This is a genomic window from Nitrosococcus wardiae (assembly GCF_004421105.1).
GTDB classification, from domain to species: Bacteria; Pseudomonadota; Gammaproteobacteria; order Nitrosococcales; family Nitrosococcaceae; genus Nitrosococcus; species Nitrosococcus wardiae.
Genome location: NZ_CP038033.1, coordinates 3,533,022 through 3,551,924, shown reverse-complemented (window position 1 = coordinate 3,551,924; position 18,903 = coordinate 3,533,022). Strand labels below are relative to the sequence as shown.

Annotated in this window: 16 protein-coding genes; 15 read left to right on the top strand and 1 reads right to left on the bottom strand. The window is 48.0% G+C overall.

The window, feature by feature from the left end; translation table 11 throughout:
* The first annotated feature begins 10 nt into the window (after positions 1–10).
* Entirely contained in the window at positions 11–241 is a 231-nt protein-coding gene (locus E3U44_RS20730; RefSeq protein ID WP_134359896.1) for a four helix bundle protein, read from the top strand.
* Positions 238–1,284 carry an NAD-dependent epimerase/dehydratase family protein gene (locus E3U44_RS16705; RefSeq protein WP_134359222.1) on the top strand — a complete coding sequence of 349 codons (1,047 nt, stop codon included), beginning with the start codon at positions 238–240 and terminating at the stop codon, positions 1,282–1,284. The genes E3U44_RS20730 and E3U44_RS16705 overlap by 4 nt, the downstream gene beginning before the upstream one ends.
* Before the next feature lie 298 nt (positions 1,285–1,582).
* Here E3U44_RS16705 and E3U44_RS16700 read toward each other — a convergent pair whose 3' ends face one another.
* Positions 1,583–2,470, bottom strand: coding sequence for an IS982 family transposase (locus tag E3U44_RS16700; RefSeq protein WP_134357379.1), 888 nt, complete (start codon positions 2,468–2,470; stop codon positions 1,583–1,585).
* Between the two features lie 128 nt (positions 2,471–2,598).
* Here E3U44_RS16700 and E3U44_RS16695 point away from each other — a divergent pair, with 128 nt between their 5' ends.
* The 13 genes from E3U44_RS16695 to E3U44_RS16640 all read left to right on the top strand — a co-directional run bounded on the left by E3U44_RS16695 (position 2,599) and on the right by E3U44_RS16640 (position 18,217).
* Positions 2,599–3,954 carry a flippase gene (locus E3U44_RS16695; protein WP_240761625.1) on the top strand — a complete coding sequence of 452 codons (1,356 nt, stop codon included), beginning with the start codon at positions 2,599–2,601 and terminating at the stop codon, positions 3,952–3,954.
* Positions 3,955–4,047: 93 nt separating this feature from the next.
* A complete protein-coding gene (locus E3U44_RS16690; protein ID WP_134359221.1) occupies positions 4,048–5,040 on the top strand; it encodes a sulfotransferase in 993 nt (330 codons plus the stop codon).
* 86 nt (positions 5,041–5,126) lie between these two features.
* Entirely contained in the window at positions 5,127–6,377 is a 1,251-nt protein-coding gene (locus E3U44_RS16685) for an O-antigen ligase family protein (RefSeq protein WP_166805116.1), read from the top strand.
* 628 nt (positions 6,378–7,005) lie between these two features.
* On the top strand, positions 7,006–7,527 hold the full coding sequence (locus E3U44_RS19440) for a glycosyltransferase (protein WP_166805115.1): 522 nt from the start codon (positions 7,006–7,008) through the stop codon (positions 7,525–7,527).
* A gap of 242 nt (positions 7,528–7,769) precedes the next feature.
* Positions 7,770–7,895, top strand: coding sequence for a hypothetical protein (locus tag E3U44_RS20440; RefSeq protein ID WP_276321944.1), 126 nt, complete (start codon positions 7,770–7,772; stop codon positions 7,893–7,895).
* 328 nt (positions 7,896–8,223) lie between these two features.
* The gene (locus tag E3U44_RS16675) at positions 8,224–9,123 is read left to right on the top strand and encodes a hypothetical protein (RefSeq protein ID WP_166805114.1); all 900 of its coding nucleotides are present in this window, start codon (positions 8,224–8,226) and stop codon (positions 9,121–9,123) included.
* 62 nt (positions 9,124–9,185) lie between these two features.
* Positions 9,186–10,322, top strand: a complete 1,137-nt coding sequence (locus E3U44_RS16670) for a glycosyltransferase family 4 protein (protein WP_134359217.1) — start codon at positions 9,186–9,188, stop codon at positions 10,320–10,322.
* Positions 10,323–10,701: 379 nt separating this feature from the next.
* Entirely contained in the window at positions 10,702–11,598 is an 897-nt protein-coding gene (locus tag E3U44_RS16665) for a class I SAM-dependent methyltransferase (protein WP_134359216.1), read from the top strand.
* Between the two features lie 50 nt (positions 11,599–11,648).
* Positions 11,649–13,406, top strand: coding sequence for a carbamoyltransferase family protein (locus E3U44_RS16660; protein WP_134359215.1), 1,758 nt, complete (start codon positions 11,649–11,651; stop codon positions 13,404–13,406).
* A gap of 553 nt (positions 13,407–13,959) precedes the next feature.
* The gene (locus tag E3U44_RS16655) at positions 13,960–15,246 is read left to right on the top strand and encodes a glycosyltransferase family 4 protein (RefSeq protein WP_206054828.1); all 1,287 of its coding nucleotides are present in this window, start codon (positions 13,960–13,962) and stop codon (positions 15,244–15,246) included.
* Between the two features lie 370 nt (positions 15,247–15,616).
* The gene (locus E3U44_RS16650; protein WP_134359214.1) at positions 15,617–16,693 is read left to right on the top strand and encodes an MraY family glycosyltransferase; all 1,077 of its coding nucleotides are present in this window, start codon (positions 15,617–15,619) and stop codon (positions 16,691–16,693) included.
* Positions 16,694–16,954: 261 nt separating this feature from the next.
* Positions 16,955–17,155, top strand: a complete 201-nt coding sequence (locus tag E3U44_RS16645) for a DUF2281 domain-containing protein (protein WP_134359213.1) — start codon at positions 16,955–16,957, stop codon at positions 17,153–17,155.
* 474 nt (positions 17,156–17,629) lie between these two features.
* A complete protein-coding gene (locus E3U44_RS16640) occupies positions 17,630–18,217 on the top strand; it encodes a Uma2 family endonuclease (RefSeq protein WP_134359212.1) in 588 nt (195 codons plus the stop codon).
* The last annotated feature ends 686 nt before the right edge of the window (positions 18,218–18,903 follow it).

Genomic DNA, 18,903 nt, shown 5'->3' with positions numbered 1-18,903 from the left:
CACATGAAAAATCAGCGAAGTTGATGTCGGTCATTTTTGCTTATTTTTAGAGGCACCCTTCAAGCAGTTTGTAGTAATCGTCAAGGGTTCATGCGCCGAGGTACGCTCACAATTGTTTACAGCCTTGGATGTTGGCTATCTCACTCAGAATGAGCACAGAGAACTGGATGAAATGGCCAGTGAAGTCGCTAGGATAGTTGGAGGTTTATTGGCTTCCTTGAGGAGAGGAGAAGGGAAATGACGCATGGCTCATTGCTCAATACTCGAAACTGTAATCAGCCGCTTCGCTGGCTGATTACAGGGGGGTGTGGTTTCATCGGCACCAGCCTTATCAAGCAACTGGTCTCTGAGGGCGGCCACGCCATCCGAGTGATCGACAATTTATCAGTCGGTACTCGCGATGATCTTAGTGCTGTTTGTGATTTTACAGAGGTCGCTCCCTCTCCTTCCTCTCCCCCCGTCCAATTGGTCGTCGGCGATATCCTTGACGAAACTCTAGCCTTGAAGGTTACCCAGGGTGTGGATGTAGTTGTCCATCTCGCGGCTAATACCGGCGTTGCTCCCTCCGTGGAAGATCCGCGCAAGGACTGTACTACCAACGTTATCGGTACGCTGAATTACCTCGAAGGCGCGCGTCTCAACGGCGTGAAGCGTTTTGTATTCGCCTCCAGTGGCGCCCCGGTGGGAGAGGTGGAACCGCCTATCCACGAAGAACTCGCCCCCCATCCAGCCTCACCCTATGGAGCCAGCAAGCTGGCGGGAGAAGGCTATTGCTCAGCCTACTATCGGACCTTCGGTATCGAGACTGTGGCGCTTCGCTTCGGTAATGTGTATGGGCCGGGCTCCGGGCACAAAAACAGCGTGGTAGCTAAGTTCATCCGCCAAGCTCTGAACGGCGAGACTTTAGAGATCTACGGTGATGGAAGCCAGACTAGGGACTTTATTTATATCGATGATTTAATACAAGCTATTTATTTAGCGACAACGGTCCATGGTATAGGAGGAGAAGTTTTTCAAGTCGCCAATAACGCTGAAACTACAATCCAAGAAATGCTAGATAAACTTGTTCCTCTTCTGGGCGAAAGCGGTTTTTCCGGTCTAAAGGTAGACTATACAACCCCTCGTATAGGAGATGTAAAACGCAACTACTCAGATACCAGCAAAGCCCGAGAGCAGCTGGGTTGGATCTCAAAATACGGCCTGGATAAAGGCATTGAAAAGACCGTCTCTTACTTCGTGTCCCAGAAAAAGAAGGCATTGCGATATGCTTCAACTCAAAGGTAAGGGTGCTTGAGTGAAAGGGAAAATTATACCCGTTGACCAGATCAGCTCTGGCGTTTCACCTATTCGGTTGAGATTGACATTGCGGAATGTGTGGCAAAAATAAAAATATATTGCCAGCTTTTTCAGGCCAAATGTTAGAACAACACGGTTCACTCCTGTAATTATATTTTAAACGAGATGTATAACTAATTAATGAAAGTCTGCCCGGCTAGCAGCCCGGCGGAGATCATTAGTACTTTGCTTATTCTTAGCTCAAGCTTCATAAAGCCGCCTGAAAACGACGTCAGTTCGACATAAGCTAGATCCCGATGGGTAAGGATTGATCGGGGTGAAAGCGAAGGTGAAGAGAGGGTTTTTTGTCCTGATAGGTGTAGGCAATCAGGGCGGCCACTAGATTGACCATAAAATTAGCGATGCTGCGATGGCGGGTGTGCTCAATTTGGGAGATATTTTTGAGCTGATCGTTGACCGTTTCAATGAGGGCCCGTTTTCGGGTGAGGATCTTATCAAACAAGGGAAGAAGTTTGTTTTTCATGTTTTTCTTGAGCTTGGTGATAAGTTGTAAGTCCCGCTCAAACAAGAGGTCGAAGAGGGGCTGAGAAATATACCCCTTATCCCCGAAGAGCTTTCCAAACATCCCTCGGGTCATCTCGGGAACGGGTTGGCGGTCATCGACATTGGCCGGGGTCAGCTTGAAGGCGAGCAGTTCCCCTTCATCGTTGATGATCAAATGCAGCTTAAATCCATAAAACCATCCCATGGAATTCTTGCCCCAGTGGGACTTTTTTCTAAAGAGTTGATGGGTAGGAGCCCGTTGGCGATGGCAGACGATAATGGGCGTAGAATCAATAAAACCAATACCGCTGACCTGGCCTTTACGGGTGTGCAGATAACTGCACAAGGGAATCAACGCCGAGCTCATCAGTTCCACAAAGCGGGGATAACTGACCAGCATAGGAAAGGCTCCCCGCCAGTATTTCGCCACATAGCCGGTGTAATAGTGCTTAAAGGTGCGATAGTTCGAGCGATGGAAAGCAATGATAATCGTCATCACCTCACTCAGTGACAGGCTTGAGGTTTTTCGCCGCTTTCTCTCGCCTGAGTGTAGAAGCTGCTGATGCCACTGGGGTTCAAACGCTTGGCAGAAATCATCGACCTCACAAAAAACCCGCTCTAAATCTATCATGACCCTCACCTGCTTCTTTGAATAACCCTCTGAACAGGCACATCCTATCTCCTACCCAGGACTATGAAAACAGCCCCCCGCTTATGTCGAACTGACGTGAAAACGATAAATAATAAGATGCCTGTATTGTGATTACCAGAAGCCGCTTAGCTGGTCTTCTCCAGCAGGCTCGCAGCAAAAGTCTGACCGGGCAGCTCGCCCGGGGCGGTATGGGCAGTATCGCGATTAAAGTTGCCAATATGCTATTGGGCCTAGCGTTGGCTATTATCCTGGCGCGTGTCCTCGGGCCTGAAGGTTATGGTACGTATGTCTATGTCTTTGCGCTAATTTCGATTATGGCTATTCCAGCGCAATTCGGATTGCCCAAGCTGGTGGTTCGTGAGACAGCCAAAGCCCAAGTGGATAAACAATGGGGGCTCATGCGTGGCGTGTGGCGTTGGGCCTCTGCAGCGGTCGGAGTGCTTTCGGGGGGGATTGCCGCCATTGCCCTGGGTATTATTTGGCTGTTAGCGGATCGCTTCTCTGAGCTTCAACTCGCGACCTTTCTCTGGGGTGTGGTGCTAGTGCCATTGATTACACTTGGGGCGCTGCGAGGTGCGGCGTTGCAGGGCTTGCGTCGGGTAGTGCTGGGCCAGTTACCAGAACATATCTTGCGACCCGGCCTCCTAATTCTGCTGATCTTGACGATCGTTTGGGGAGGGGGAGGCGAGCAACTAACTGCCGACAAGGTCATGAGTCTTCATGTAGTGGCAGCAGGAATCGCTTTTATTGTGGGTGCCTGGCTTCTTTATAGCAGCCGTCCTGCGCCGCTTCACGCCGGCCCGAAGCCGAATTATAAACTGCGAACGTGGCTTGCTGCTGCCTGGCCGCTGGCCTTAGTTGCTGGCATGCAGCAGGTCAATACATATACGGATATTGTTATGCTCGGAGTTTTCAGCACGGCGGAAGATGTCGGGGTTTATCGTGTGGCAGTCCAGGGCGCAATGTTGACTGTTTTCGGTTTGCAAACGGTGGCTATGTTTGTTTCGCCCTATTTTGCACGTTTGCATATCCAAGGGGATTATGAACGCCTCCAACGATTAGTAACCATGAGCGCCCGTGCCGCATTCTTAGCCGCGATTTTTGTGATTTCAGTATTCACCGTTCTGGGTAACGAAATAATCTGTTTGCTATTTGGAACAAACTATATCGACGCCTATATGCCACTGCTGATTCTTGCTTTCGGGCAGCTTATCAACGGATTGTTTGGACCTGTTGGTATCCTCCTAAATATGACCGGTCATGAGCGATATACTGCGCGAGGGGTAACTATCGCGGCGATTTCCAATGTTATATTAAATCTGGCACTTATACCGACATTTGGGATGAACGGGGCCGCCGTTGCAACTGTGATTACGCTGGCAACTTGGAATGTTCTGCTTTGGCGAGCGGTCCACAGCCGTTTAGGTATTAATGCGATTGCAATTCATTCTATTAAAAATTAAAGTGAGTTAAGAATAAATCGTGGCACCAGTAGGTTTGGCTTAATAACTGGGTTACGTTCTATGCATAATTAATATAACCAACAAGGTGAGAAGATGCAGGAAGTCTTGCAGGGTCCAAGAATCTTATATATTGCAAGCTCTTCACGATCTGGCTCCACGATTTTGGAGCATACCTTGGGTGCAGTGGAAGGTGTCTTCAACGTGGGAGAGCTTCGTCGAATAAGTGATTTTTATAATATGAATAGTCAGGCGATAAGGGATCCGGCTAACTCGCTAGCATGTACTTGCGGTGCTAAAGTGGTGGACTGCACTTTTTGGAGAGAAGTGGAAAAAGAATCGGGGCTGGCTCTTGGAGAAGCAAAATTTTCTAGTCAGCTAGATTCCATTAACCGAAGCCTCTTCAAGATAATTTTTTTTATATCTGGACCCAAAATAACAAAATGGTTTTCAAAAATTTATAAACCTTTCGAAAAAGAAATCGCTGTAGGAGAAAACTGTTTTAAGGTTTATTCAGCAATAAAGAAAATAACAAAAGCTAAATATGTGGTGGACTCATCTAAAATGATTCACCATTTTCTAGTGTTAAAAACAGTGTGTCCAGAAAGAGTAAGCTTGCTGGCATTATTCAGGGATGGTAGGGCCGTTAGTAAGTCAATGATCCGTGGTGAGCGAAAAAGATATTTCAAGAAGGGGAATTTCTCCAATAAAGAGGATTCGTCTATTGACTATACTCAGATTCTTAGGGCTGCCATTCTTTCGTGGGTAATAACCACTCTACAGATACTTTTGTTTTATATTCGGCTCTCGAAAAAATATCGACATTTTATCAGGTATGAGGATTTTTGCAATGAACCTAATTCTGTTCTTGTGGAAGTGTTGTTCAAATTTGGTTTGACTAATATTGAAAGTACGACAAGGAATCCGGAGAAATATATACATACTATTGGTGGTTCACCGTCCCGCTTCAGTTCGACCTTCAGAAAAATAGACACAGATAAAAGATGGCGAAAAGATTGGAATAAAAAGGATGCTCGCATATTTACTATTTATGCTGGTTTGATTAATAGAATGTTAGGTTACAAATGATGCACGCGACTAAACCGAATGACTGGAAGCCGGTTGGTCAAATCAAGTTTAAAGGCAGGTTCCTAGTATTCTGGGGGGGTTTTTTTATGGTGCTCGCAGCCTGTGCCCCGCTTGCCATAGCATTCTATAATATTCCAATCTATACGCCATATCTACCTTTTTTAGCCGTAGTAGTTTTAGCACTATTTATGTGGTTGCTCCGATCGCGGCGGCTAATAAGGCGGCGGGAGGAGTTTGCGTTTGTTAGTGCACAGGCGCTTATTGTTTTGACGTCTGTGGCGAGTGTAGATCCAAATGAAGCAATCTCGGCATCGATCGTTGCTATCTATGCCGCAGGGATATTTCTTATAGTTAGGTATTTTTTGACTATACAGCTTCTAAAAAAAACGGACCTGTTAGTGTGGTCAGCTATTATTTTTGCTTTACTAACTGTAGTAGCTTTGTTGCAATTTATTCTGCAAAGTAACATAGGTATAGTGAGCACCTATTTTGGGAAAAATTTCGCAGAGGGAACGTATGCAGATGAAGCTCTAAGAATTAGTAGTACGTTTGGCAATGCAAATGTTTTTTCCCAAGTTTATACAATATATGGAACAATTCTAGTTTCGTCCTGTTTGTTTTATTTCCGTTGGTTGCGTTTAGCATTGCTTCTTAGTTGCCTCATAATATTCGTGGTAGCGATATCGCTGTCGCGTAGTGGCATTATTTTTACACTGTTTCTGCAGATAGCAATCTATTTATATTGGGTAATGAGCAGCAGGAGGCGGCGGGGCGAGCGGATGGCTGTAGTCGGTATCATCGTGGTATGTGCGAGTGCGATTCTGGGTATCAGTTCTTTATATATTACGGATGATTTAATTCCAGGAGCATCAAGGTTTGCAGATTTTAGCGATAGTGGCAGGCTAGAAACATATTTTGGAGCAATGCAGCTACTACAAGATCCTTTCGTGGCGCTTTTTGGAGTGGGAAGTGGCCAATTTTTTGAAGGTTCTGCTATACATGGTATTTATTATGGCTATAAAGTATGGTTACAACCCTACGAGCTGAAATCAACAGTTCACAACTGGTTTTTACAGATTGCAACAGAGAATGGAGTGGTTGTACTGTTTTTATATGTTTACGCAATATTTAAAACAGCTAGGCGTGGGTGGTCGATTCGAAAACTTTCAGATGGATGGCTGGCGGCTTCGCTTGCTATTACTATGTTGAGTCTTTATATGACTGCCCTTCAGTTTGGTACGACCGGTACTACTCCGTGGATATTGACACCGATTGCTATCATTCTTGCATGGATTCAAAATGAGTATGATAAATCCAAAAAGAGAAACCTTGCATAATTCACCCAGACATTGGGCAATATTAATTATAAATAAGGTATTAGCGCGTCCCAGCCAAGTTCGGTACCAAAGGGTTGTGATGCTGGCTTCGAGGTTTAAGTTGATTGTCGTTACCGCTAACCCGTTTCCAGAAGAGCTAAGAGGATTCGTGCAAGAAGTCCATGTGGAAAAGAAAGGGTGGGGGATGTGGTCTAAGGCGATCGGCTTAGCCAAAAAAAAGAGGCAGCAGAATTGTCTGTTTTACATCCACACTCAATATTCGCCGAATTCGATAATCGCCGGATATCTATGCAAAAAATTAGTGAACTGTAAATGGGTATACGATCTATGGGATCATCCTTCCGTGGGCTGGTTGGGTACCAAGGGGCCGTCTCGCTGGATTAGGCGGGTCTTTTGGGTAGTCTCTCGCCAGATGTTACCTAAGGCCGACGCGTGGATCATAGCGATGCATCCGGGAATTTTGGCTCATTTGCCACCGGTCCCCATTACTTGCCAGCTGATCTTTATTCGGGCTGGATATATAAAACCAGATAGAGATGGAACCGGCAGCGATATAATTTTTCGTAATAATAGTGTGATAAAAATTGCCTATTCTGGTCCTATGGTGCTCCAGCGCGGTCTCGCGTCAATGAGAGACTGGATCATAAGCTATAGTGGACCGTCGGCAGAACTACATCTTATTGGCCCCTGCGCTGATCCGGCGTCACAGACCTTATTGAATGAGATTGAGAGAGAAAGTGAGAGCAAGCTAAATCTTTCTTTACGGATTTGGGGGGAACTTCCCCATTCTGAGGTCTTGGAGGTGCTCCGAAATGTTGATATTGGGCTTTGTCTTCTGGACACTGGTGTACTCAACTATAAGTATGCCTACCCGGTGAAGGTAATTGAATACATGAATTTAGGGTTAATCGTGCTGGCGACGGAAAGTCATGGAACCAGAGCTCTGATAATGGATGGTCAAAATGGCTTTATCGAGCGGCATAAAACCGGTGGTTTTTGTCAAACGATGGAGCGGGCTATTGCCATATGTCAGGATCCAATAACTAGTATTAAAGTCCGTGATGCAGCCCGTAAAGCGGCATGGGGATATGAATGGAATAGTGTAAACTATGAGCTTCTACAGCGGTTGGAATCGGTCTTCAATCAGTAGAATAAACATCACTACTTGATAATGAACAATGGGTGCTAGTTATTTCACAAGCTAAATTCAGCTATCGAAAGAGTCCAATGCTATTCTCCTCGACGGTCAAAACAGCGACTATAAAATCGGAGTGTGGCTGTGCCTAGAAATTACCCGCAACTTGTTGGTTGATCTTACTTAAAGTAACCGACAAGAGTGAGCATCGAGAAGATGGCTTCATCAGTATTCATTATATTTGTTGATTTTAGATCATGGAGATAAGAGCCGGTATGCCTATTCAGCAGCAGGTAGAGTTTGCTGATGATGATCTGGCGGTGATTGGACACGCCCTTGCTGTCCAGTTGTTTGGTACTGCATTCTTTACAGATTGGGCATAGCCCTCAATGTTGAAATAGTCGAGAGTCTCCAGTATTGAGGGCGCCGCGATAAAGCCCCTGTGCGTCTTGAACATTTATATTTTTATTGGAAACAGCCACATGCGTTCGGATAGTTGAGGCAACAGGCAGCATTGGCTAGCGCCGCGCTTGAAGATGATTGAATACAACGATAATTTCATCATTTATACTCGCAAAAAAGCTTGATAATAAAGTTGATTCTGGTTATGTGTTCGTACTTCAATAGCTTTTCCTTACCAGGATTGCTGCGGCACATGGCATTCTCAATTCCCTCCACTACTCCTTATTGGCTATGAGCAAGAGATTTCTAGTGCAATATAAAGCAATTAGGATGGTTTTTCTTGTACTGATAGTTGCTCTTGTGTTTACTGTGATGTTTACAGAAAACAAGTTTGTCGCAAAAAGGAAGTTATATGTATCATTTGCAAGAAGTGACTCTATTCAAGCATACATAATAAAAAAGGGGTTTAGCTTTCTCCCAGTGATATACCAAAAAAATATTGATCCTGATAATGATGGAATTTTCGATCGCCATAGATTTGTAGAGTATGCCACCGATAATTTTGTTAATTATGATGGGTTGATTGCTTTAGATTGGGAGGGGAAAGCATACCAGGATTTGATCGATATTTTTACACCAATGGAATTAAATAATACAGCCAAAAGTTATATTGACCCATTAGTGCTTCTAAAAAATATAAATTTAAGAAAAATCGAAACGGGCTATTATGGTTTGCCGTCTAAATACAGCACTAGAAATAATACAGATCACAAAGAGAAGAATCATTTGGATGAACTATATTCTTTTGTAGATGTTTTATATCCTTCTCTGTATCTAAATAAAAACTCTATATTTCCGGGTGAATCAATTGGTTTTGTTAAACAGCATCTCTTAAATGCATTAAAAACTGGATGTTCTAAAAAGAAAATATATGCATTTATAACTCATAGATGGCATCCGAATAGTAAATATTCTCCAAACGCTTTAATTCCTATTTCGATTTTTGAGAAATATATTACTACGATAAAGAATACTAACCATAAGGGTTGTTTTCTGGACGGGATAGTATGGTGGGGGGCAGATGAAATCTGGTATGACAAGAAAAAATCTGTAAGAGATAGTATCAATAAGTATGGCAGCATACAAAAATTTATCCAACAAGAAATAGAAAAGTATGCGAATGTAATTTGGAAACAGCTTAATGAATAGCTAATAATTAAGTGTTTGAGCAAGAAATCATCGCTCATATCGACAGTGATTAATTTTTTACTATGCGCGTAGCAAATATTATCGAAGAAGGACGCTTGGGTGGTCCGCAGATTCGGATTGCAAATGTAGCATCACGACTCCAACGACAGGGAGTTGATACCATCGTATTTTTACCTTCCCTTCAATCGGGTCTTTTTCAACAGAAACTAAAAGAATTAGGTATTCATTATGTAGCTTTGCCGATTCGTAAGCTAACAAAGAAAGTGCGAGGTTTGGCGGCATATATAATTTTTTTACCTTACGAAGTGATCCGCTTGTATATAGAGCTTCGGCGCTATAAAGTTCAATTGGTCCATTGTAGCGGGGGGGCATGGCAGTATAAGGGGATAATTGCCGGGCGTTTAGCGAGAGCCAAAATTATTTGGCATCTGAACGATACGTCGATGCCGGTCGTTGTGCGCAAGTTGTTTTCATGGATCGCATGGCTATGTGCAGACGGCTTTATTGTCGCCGGTGAGCGAGTACGTGAATATTATGCTAGGGCGGGGTTACCGGAAAAACCGATATTTGAGATACAGGCGCCTGTGGATACAAGTTGGTTCGACCCTGCGATCGTGGCTCCAGATGAAAGCGTGCGTAATGACAGTGGATTCAAGCTGGTAAGCGTCGGCAATCTAAGCCCCGTCAAGGGATTTGAGTATGCACTTGAAGCGGTAAGCATTCTGAATGCCGAAGGATGGGATGTAAAACTGTACATTGCTGGGGCGATTTTTGATACCCAGGGAGCCTACGAGCGCAAATTGCGAAAGTTAATGGAAAATTGTGGTACAGATAAGGTACAGTTGCTTGGTATGGTTGAGGACGTACGTTCCATACTCGCTGCCGCAGACGTTTATGTGTGTTCTTCGATAAAAGAGGCTTCCCCGATTGGCGTATGGGAAGCCATGAGCATGGGAAAACCTATAGTCGCAACCGATGTAGGGGATATTGCGCGTTTTGTAAAGAATGGGGACTCAGGTTTAATTGTTTCTCCACAGAATAGTCGAGAGTTGGCTAAAGCGATTAAGCATCTAATGAACTCTCCGAAAAGTTTGATGCGCTATGGGAATTCTGCAAGAAGAGTGGCCATACGTGACCTTGATATAGAAATGATTACACAGCTCCACTTGGAATGTTATAGAGCCATTTTGTCTAGATAGTCAGCCTTAGCTTGCTTTTCACAGAAAGAGTAAATGCCAATGCGTGCAATCGGCTATATAATGCTTTTTTAGTATGTTCCCGAGCCTAATTCAATCCTCTACTACTATTTTCTTGCTGCTTAGGCTTAAGTTAGGCTTAGGAAGAATTCCTCTTGAGCCTAGTTTTACTAAGTTTTGCACCGGTATTCTCCATTACACATGCGTCGGTCAGGAGCTTCAGCTATGGTCACGCAGATTGTTACCATGCGCGTTGGGAAAGGCTTGCAGATAAAACTGAAAAGGTGGTGTTGTGAAATATAGCCTCAAGCCAAATGCGCCTGTAGATATTGAAGGTCTATTTCAAAATAAGTGCTGTAGCATTTGTGGAGGGGAGGCGATTATGCCCCTCTATCCTATTGATAAAGATTACGCCGAGCGGATGACGGGCTTTGATTTAGAGAAGTTCAGTGTTGGCGTCGCCAACTGTGAAGAGTGTGGGCATGAATTTATTCATCCAGTTCCCACGGCGGTGTTCCTGGAAGCTTTTTACGCACGTTACATGTCGAAAGCAAAGGAGGGCTTTTATAGAGAGCGAGCGTACGCTGAAATACCAGGATCTTTTCGTGATCGGTATGAGCCTTGGTTGAGGAAGCTGGCGCAGTTAGGCATAGGCAATGGGCGCTTGCTTGATGTGGGTGCGGGATTGGGTATGTTCCTCCGTTTGGCGCAGCAGCATGGTTTCAATGTTATCGGAATCGAGCCTAATGGGGAGGCGGCGGAAAATCTTGTGCGCGCTTTCGATATTGAAGTACATAATTGCCTTTTTGAAGACGCCAAGCTCAAAGGCACCGTAGATGTGGTTACCATGTGGGATCTGCTAGAACATCTCGCGCATCCTAGGGCGGCGCTTGAAAAGGCCTGGACCTTGCTATCATCCGAGGGGGTATTGGTTCTGGAGATTCCCGCTAGAGATAGCCTATTACACTATGTGGCTAAATTGCTATTTCAGTTTACAGTCGGTGTGGTGCGCCGGCCTTTATACCTCGTTTGTGGAGTACACCATCTGCACTATTTTTCGGAAAAGGATATCTCGCGATTGCTTGAAGACTGTGGCTTTCATGTATTAGACGTACAAAGAAGTGAAACTGAATTCGGCTCGCTGTGCCGTCGCGGTGTTAGGGGTTGGCGCAGCATCCCTTCGGGTGTCTATAACGTTGGGTTAAGGGGGATGCTTTTTGCTGCACGTTTGCTTGACATGCAGAATAAGTTGATTGTGTTTGCAGGTAAGTGCTCCTGAATGAGTTTCGGGGCATGATTTTCGGCTACTGAGCCTATGCAAGGGGAACCATGCTGATTCTAGGCATAAACGCGTTTCACGGAGATTCTTCTGCCTGCATTCTGCAGGGTGGGGCTTTGGTTGCGGCGGCTGAAGAAGAGCGCTTTCGCCGCATAAAGCACTGGGCTGGCTTTCCATCGGAAGCAATCCGCTACTGTCTTGCCGAAGCTGGGGCGGTTCTCGGAGATGTGGATCACATCGCTATTAACACAGATCCTATGGCGAATATTCTGAAAAAGGTTGGCTATACGCTGAAGAACCGCCCGGATCTCCGATTTGTGCTTGATCGCATTAAGAACAAGCGCGAGCGCGCTGGCATAGACGATGAACTGAATGCGGCATTTCCGGATCATCCCATGAAGGGGAAAGTGCATTATATTGAGCATCACCTTTCGCATCTGGCGTCGTCGCATCTGGTTTCTCCATTCGACGAATCGGTTGCTGTGTCCGTGGATGGATTTGGGGATTTTTCAAGTGGGGCCTGGGGGGTCGGTCGGGACGATCGCATCGAGATCGATAATCGTGTGTTTTTCCCGCACTCGTTGGGGATTTTCTACCAGGCATTGACCCAGTTCATAGGCTTCCCAAACTATGGTGACGAGTACAAAGTGATGGGTTTAGCACCATATGGGAAGCCTGCCTTCATGGAGCAAATGCGCCAGATAGTGTTGGCTCAAGCAGATGGCTCCTATGCTCTCAATTTGGATTTGTTTCGTCATCACAAGGAAAAGATCGAATACGAATGGGCTAGTGGCTCGCCAGTCGTTGGAGAATTGTTCAATGACGAACTTATACGCTTAGTGGGGGTGCCCAAGCGCGCCAAGGATCAGCCCTTGAAGCAGGTGCATCATGATATTGCCCATTCAGTGCAGGCGATGTACGAGGAAGCGTTTTTCCATTTGTTGAACTGCCTCCACGAACGCCATGGTTTAGAGGCGGTATGCTTGGCTGGCGGGTGCGCGATGAACTCGGTAGCTAACGGAAAGATACGGCGAAAGACGCCTTTTAAGAAGGTTTATATTCAGTCGGCGGCCGGGGATGCCGGAGGGGCTATTGGATCTGCCTTCGTGGTGCATCATCAGCTCGGGATAAAGGTAAAGCGTAATTTTGTGATGGATCACGCTTACTGGGGACCACAGTTTAGCAACGAGGAGGTTGCGGCGTTGCTAAAGGAGAAGAAGTCCGAACTGGAAGCGGCGAATTGTATAGTCGAAGGTATTGCTGAGGAAGGGGAGCTGTGCCGGCGCACTGCCGAAGCTATCGCTGGGGGGAAGGTAGTGGGTTGGTTCCAAGGGCGAATGGAGTGGGGGCCCCGGGCATTGGGCAACCGCTCTATTATTTGCGATCCGCGCCGCACCGATATGAAGGATATCCTCAATCTCAAGATCAAGCGCCGGGAATCTTTCCGCCCCTTTGCTCCTTCCATCCTGCGAGAGAAAGTAGGTGAGTGGTTTGAAGAGGATGATGACGTACCCTTCATGATGAAGGTTTTCCAGATCCGCGAGGAGAAGCGTGCTCTGATTCCCGCCGTCACTCATGTGGACGGATCAGGAAGATTGCAGACAGTCTACCGTGACACTAACCGCCGCTATTATCGATTGATCGAGGCGTTCCATGATCTGACCGGCGTGCCCATCGTGCTCAACACCTCTTTCAATGAGAATGAGCCCGTGGTTTGTCGCCCAGAGGAGGCCTTGGATTGTTTCCTGCGCACAAAGATGGATAGCCTAGTCATGGGACAGTGGTACGTCGCCCGGATGGCAGGTTGATACAGGACGGCAATTTGGGTAACGCATTTACCGAAATGATAAAGCGGCCCTTGTTCCAAGATAAGCTCTTAAGCTACGTATGCCTGATCCATCAAATTCAGATCGTCTGGCTAGAATGCGTGGTATGTGACCGTTTTTGATGGGGAATAAGTCCCCCCCTCCGAGCCTTTCCCCTAAGGGGGGAAGAGATTTAATTCTGTCTCCTTATTCTACTCAGAGGCAGATCTTTTACTCGTTTTGGCCCTCAAGGGAAAAGAGCCAATCCAGTGCTTTATCTCTCTTGAGAGGAAGATGAGGATTTTATTCTCTCTTTCTTGCAGGAGAAGATCACCCCCACCCTCGTCCTCCCCCTTCAAGGGGGAGGGGATGGATAGGTAGGAGCGAGGACACGGCCCCTTACAGTGGGAGAGATGGATAAGCAGAAGTGAAGCTTCTCTCTATTTCCTTCTCTCTATTTCCTTCTCTCTATTTCCTTCCCTCCTATAGGGGAAGGCTAGGATAGGGGTTGAAATCCTGATCCAACACGTGTGTTTAGAATACGATAAACCATTTCATGATGTCCTTTTCGCACAACCGACGAATTATTTTCTGTAACCGCTACTTTTACCCCGACCATTCCGCGACTAGCCAGATGCTCTCTGATCTGGCTTTTGCGTTGGCAGATGGAAAGCTTGACGTGCATGTGGTGACGAGCCGACAGCGCTATGATGATCCGAGCGCCGAGCTGCTGGCGAGGGAGAAAGTGGCCGGGGTGGAGGTTCATCGGGTGCCCACTACCCGCTTCGGGCGGGGGCGCTTGGTGGGGAGAGCGGTCGATTATTTTTCTTTCTACGGAGCTGCGATATTTGCCTTGTGGCGGCTGCTGCGGCCGGGGGATGTGCTGGTGGCCAAAACCGATCCACCCCTCATCTCGGTGCCCGCCGCCTGGGTGGCCAAGTGGCGGGGAGGGCATCTGGTCAACTGGCTGCAGGACCTGTTTCCGGAGGTGGCGATTGCTTTGGGCGTGCGCGGCTTTCATGGTGTATTGGGCCGCGGCTTGGTGCGTGTGCGTAACGGCTCGTTGCGCCAGGCAGCGGCCAACGTGGCCATCGGTGAGCGGATGCGAGAAAAGCTGCAGGGGCTCGGTGTACCGGGGGAGGATATCCAGGTCATCCACAACTGGGCGGATGGGGAGCGGATTCGACCGGTCGCTCCGGATCGGAATCCCCTGCGAGCGGAATGGGGACTGCAGGATCGGTTCATTGTGGGATATTCAGGTAACTTGGGACGGGCCCACGAGTTTGAGACGCTGTTGGAAGCCGCTAGGCGACTCAACGGCCGGGAGGACATAGTGTTCCTTTTCATTGGTGATGGTCCACGCCGGACTGAAGTGGAGGCGGCGGTACAGGCGCAGGGCCTTGCCAATGTGCAGTTCCGTCCCTATCAGCCCCGGGAATGGTTGGCCGAAAGCTTAAGCCTACCTGACCTACATCTTATCTCCCTACGGCCTGAATTGGAGGGGTTTATTGTGCCCAGCAAATTCTATGGCGTAGCTGCGGCGGGGCGTCCTACGCTATTCGTGGGGGATACGGAGGGGGAGATCGCCCAGTTGCTGGAAGAGGGGGACTGCGGCTACGCAATCCCGACAGGGGATGGTGCAGGTCTTGCCTCGCACATTGAAGCCCTTGCGGCGGACCGGAAGCGTTGCGATGAGATGGGGGTTAATAGCCGGCGGTTTTTCGAGCAACGTTTCGACCACCCTATTGCAATGCGGCAGTGGTGTGAAATCTTGGGAGTTGCGCAAGGTATAGAAGCGGAAGAATCTGGCGAGGAAGTAGCCTCTTCTTCTCCCTCCCGCTAAAGCCTCCATCTATTAGCTTTCTCCTGCAAGGGGAGAATATTAATTTTGCTTCAAAATGAGCACTCCAAAAACTGAATCCTCCGGGCGATGTCCAGCAGTGACATTCGCTCCCTATCCCCAATGAAACTCCAAACAGCAATTCTATCAACTGCCGGCCGTAGCCCTGGCACAGAAATTTCGGCATCTCTGCCCCTGATTTCCATTCTGGCGATCCAAGTGGTTCGACAGTACGGACAGGACATCTCCGCTTTTCAAAGACAGAACCTCCCTATCGTCGCCAAAAACCACTCCTGATTTCAGGAGCATCCGAGAAAAAAAGAAAGAACAGCGCTGCAGAAGTGGCGTGATTGCTCAAAGAGGTTTTCAGCTTATGGATTCTCTGCCTTATTTCCTTGGTTTTGGAGTCACTGCACTGCTCATCTGGGTATCAACTCCACTGGCTTTTCGCATCGGCTTAGTGGACAGGCCCGGAGGGCGCAAGAATCATCGGGTTGAGACTCCCCTGGTGGGGGGGGCGGCCATGTTCTGTGGGTTCTTGTTTGCCGTCCTTTCCATCAATGATTCCCTTTCCCATCTTAGGCCCTTCTTCGCCGGCAGTGCCTTATTGGTGATTATAGGCATTCTCGACGATTTTCGGGAATTGCCCGTCTGGGTTCGTTTCCTATCCCAGGTTATTGCCGCCCTATTGATGACCGTGGGGGGCGGTGTGGTGGTAGAGAACCTGGGTTTTCTCTTCGACGCCCAGGAAGTGCATTTAGGGGCCTGGGCAGTACCTTTCACCGTATTCGGTGTGGTGGGAGTCATTAACGCTTTCAACATGAGCGACGGCATGGACGGCCTATCGGGCATGTATGCTCTGACAACCTTGTTATTCCTCGCCTGGGCTGCTGCCAATGGTGGGATGGGGGGGGACCAGCGTATCTTGCTGGTGTTAGTGTCGGTGGTCGCAGGCTTTCTTGCCTTCAATTACCGCTTCCCCGGCCGTCATAGAGCCTTGGCGTTCATGGGCGATGCGGGGAGTATGTTCTTAGGTTACGCGCTCGTTTGGTTTTTGGTGTCCCTGTCCCAGAAACCCGCCGCGCCCATTTCCCCGGTAACCGCCCTCTGGCTGGTGGCGCTGCCCCTGCTGGATACGGCTAGCATTACCTTGCGGCGTATTCTGAAGGGACGTTCCCCTTTTGCTCCGGATCGGGAGCATTTCCATCACATTTTCCTGGTGGCGGGCTGGAGTGTGCCGCTAGCGGTAAATATGATGGTGACCATGGCTTTCACTTTGGCGGGGTTGGGTTTCCTTGGCCACTATACGGGGGTTTCCCAGTGGTTGATGTTCTACGCCTTCTTGGGAGTATTTCTCGTCTATTTCTGGGGTGTGCGCCGTGCCTGGAAGGTGATGCGCGCTCTGTCCTCCAGTACTTACCAACCCAGAGAGCAAATATCCTCTAAGTGACGCTTGCCTCTGGCGGTGGTGTTGGTGAGAGTATGCCTTTGTTCCTACCCCCATCCCGACCTTCCCCCTAAAAGGGGGAAGGGGTTAGAGGGGGGCTGTCTTCCTCTGAAAAGGGGGGGAGGAGTTGTAGGGGAACTTGATGCTGGAATATGGCATGATGATCGCAGTGGTTTGTTTACAAGTGAATAGCCTGACTTGAGGAGCGGAATCTCGCTTAAACGGGTTAGGCGAGGTGATAATTCTCTGATTAAGGGCAAAGCCATGAGTACCGTCGATAAGCTCATAAAAGAAGTGCAGAAACTCCCAGAGCCGCTTGCAAAGGAAGTCCTGGATTTTATCGAATTTATCGAGTTCAAGCACGGACTGCGGGACCAAGAAATCCGTGAGCTTCAATTAACACAAGAACCCGCCATGCGGCATGTTTGGGACAATGCCGAAGACGAGATCTGGAATGACATGTAAACCCGGTGATCTTGTCCTGATTCCTTTTCCCTGTTTTTGCTCCCATCCCTTTCTTCTTTTAGCGCTTCTAGGGAAAGTCAGGGGGTATTAATGGTTCTTACCCCCATCCCAGCCTTCCCCCTAAGAGGGGGAAGGGGCTAGAGGGATTCTGCCTTCCCGTGAGAGGAAGAAGGGGTTGTAGGGGATACTTGTTTGTTTTCACCCCCCTGAGAAGAGGAAGAAGTTAGAGGGGGTCTGCTTTTCCTCTAAAAGGAGGAAGGAGTTGAAGGGGAAGGGCCTGCATCTTCTATTCCCTCCCCCTTGATGGGGGAGGGTTAGGGTGGGGGTGAAAGGGCAGTTAACGATTGTAGGGGAATTCCTGCATTTTATAGAAATCTGGTGATTGGTTTGCTGCATGCTGTAGTATTAAATTAAGGTTAGTCTCGGAGTTAGTCTCCATTCCCATCTATCTTTTGTTCAAGAGGTGCGCTTCCTATGCCAAGGGCTGCATTGAAGAAAGTTGGGCACTGGACTTATGCAGATTATTGTACCTGGTCGGAGGAGGAGCGTTGGGAATTGATCGCTGGCGAAGCTTTCGATATGAGCCCGGCCCCCTCGACGACTCATCAGCGCGTGGTGTTCAATCTCGGCCTGATTTTGGGTAATTTTTTCCGCGGTCGCCACTGCCGCGTATTGGCTGCGCCGGTGGATGTGTTGCTGCCCCGAGCCGACGAAGCGGATGGTAAAGTGGAGACGGTGGTGCAGCCGGATTTACTGGTGGTCTGTGACTCGACAAAGATAAGTGAACGCTTCATTCGCGGTGCACCGGACTTGGTGGCGGAGGTGTTGTCTCCGGCCACTGCAAAGAAAGATGAGGGCATCAAGCGGGATCATTACGAGCGGGCGGGGGTTGCGGAATATTGGCTGGTCCATCCCCTCGACCAAACGGTTTTGCGCTATTCGTTGGAAGCAGGACATTACGGTCGCCCCGATGTTTTTGGCGAAGGGGATACGATGGCCTCAACCCGGTTTCCAGATCTGGTGGTGATTTGGGACGAAGTGTTCGGTGCAGTTGAGGAATAAGGGATTCCTCCTTGGAGGGTGAGCTTAACCACGAGGTCGCACTTAGACAGTTAGAGAGCGCACCAGCCACAGCGGCTTGCCAGGGCTGAAGCGCCGAATACGTTTTTTGTGCGGGTAGGTTTGCCTACGGGATCTTCGGTCTGGATCGATTCTCTGCACGATCAGGATACGCCTGGGACCAGGGCCCTAAATACAATCTGGAGCGCAATCGGATCAGACCGTTGGGGATGGTTTTATTCTTACAAAAATTTGTCGGAAAAGTTTTACCCCCATCCCTACCTTCCCCCTGAAAGGGGGAAGGGGTTAGAGGGGGGCTGCCTTCCTCTGAAAAGGGGAAGGGGCTAGAGGGATTCTTCCTTCCCCTGAGAGGAGGAAGGGGTTGTAGGGGATACTTGTTTGTTTTCACCCCCCTGAGCAGGGGAAGAAGTTAGAGGGAGTTTCATCTTCCCCTAAAAGGGGAAAGGGGTTGTAGAGGAATTTCTGCTTTTCCTCTAAAAGGAGGAAGGAGTTGAAGGGGAAGGGCCTGCATCTTCTATTCCCTCCTCCTTGATGGGGGAGGGTTAGGGTGGGGGTGAAAAAATCCCATTTATCTTCATCTTCCCTCTTTTTGGAATTTTCTCGTGACTAATTTTAATTTGGTCCATTCAAAAGCTTATCAGTCCGATAAATTCTCGTTTCTCAGGAGT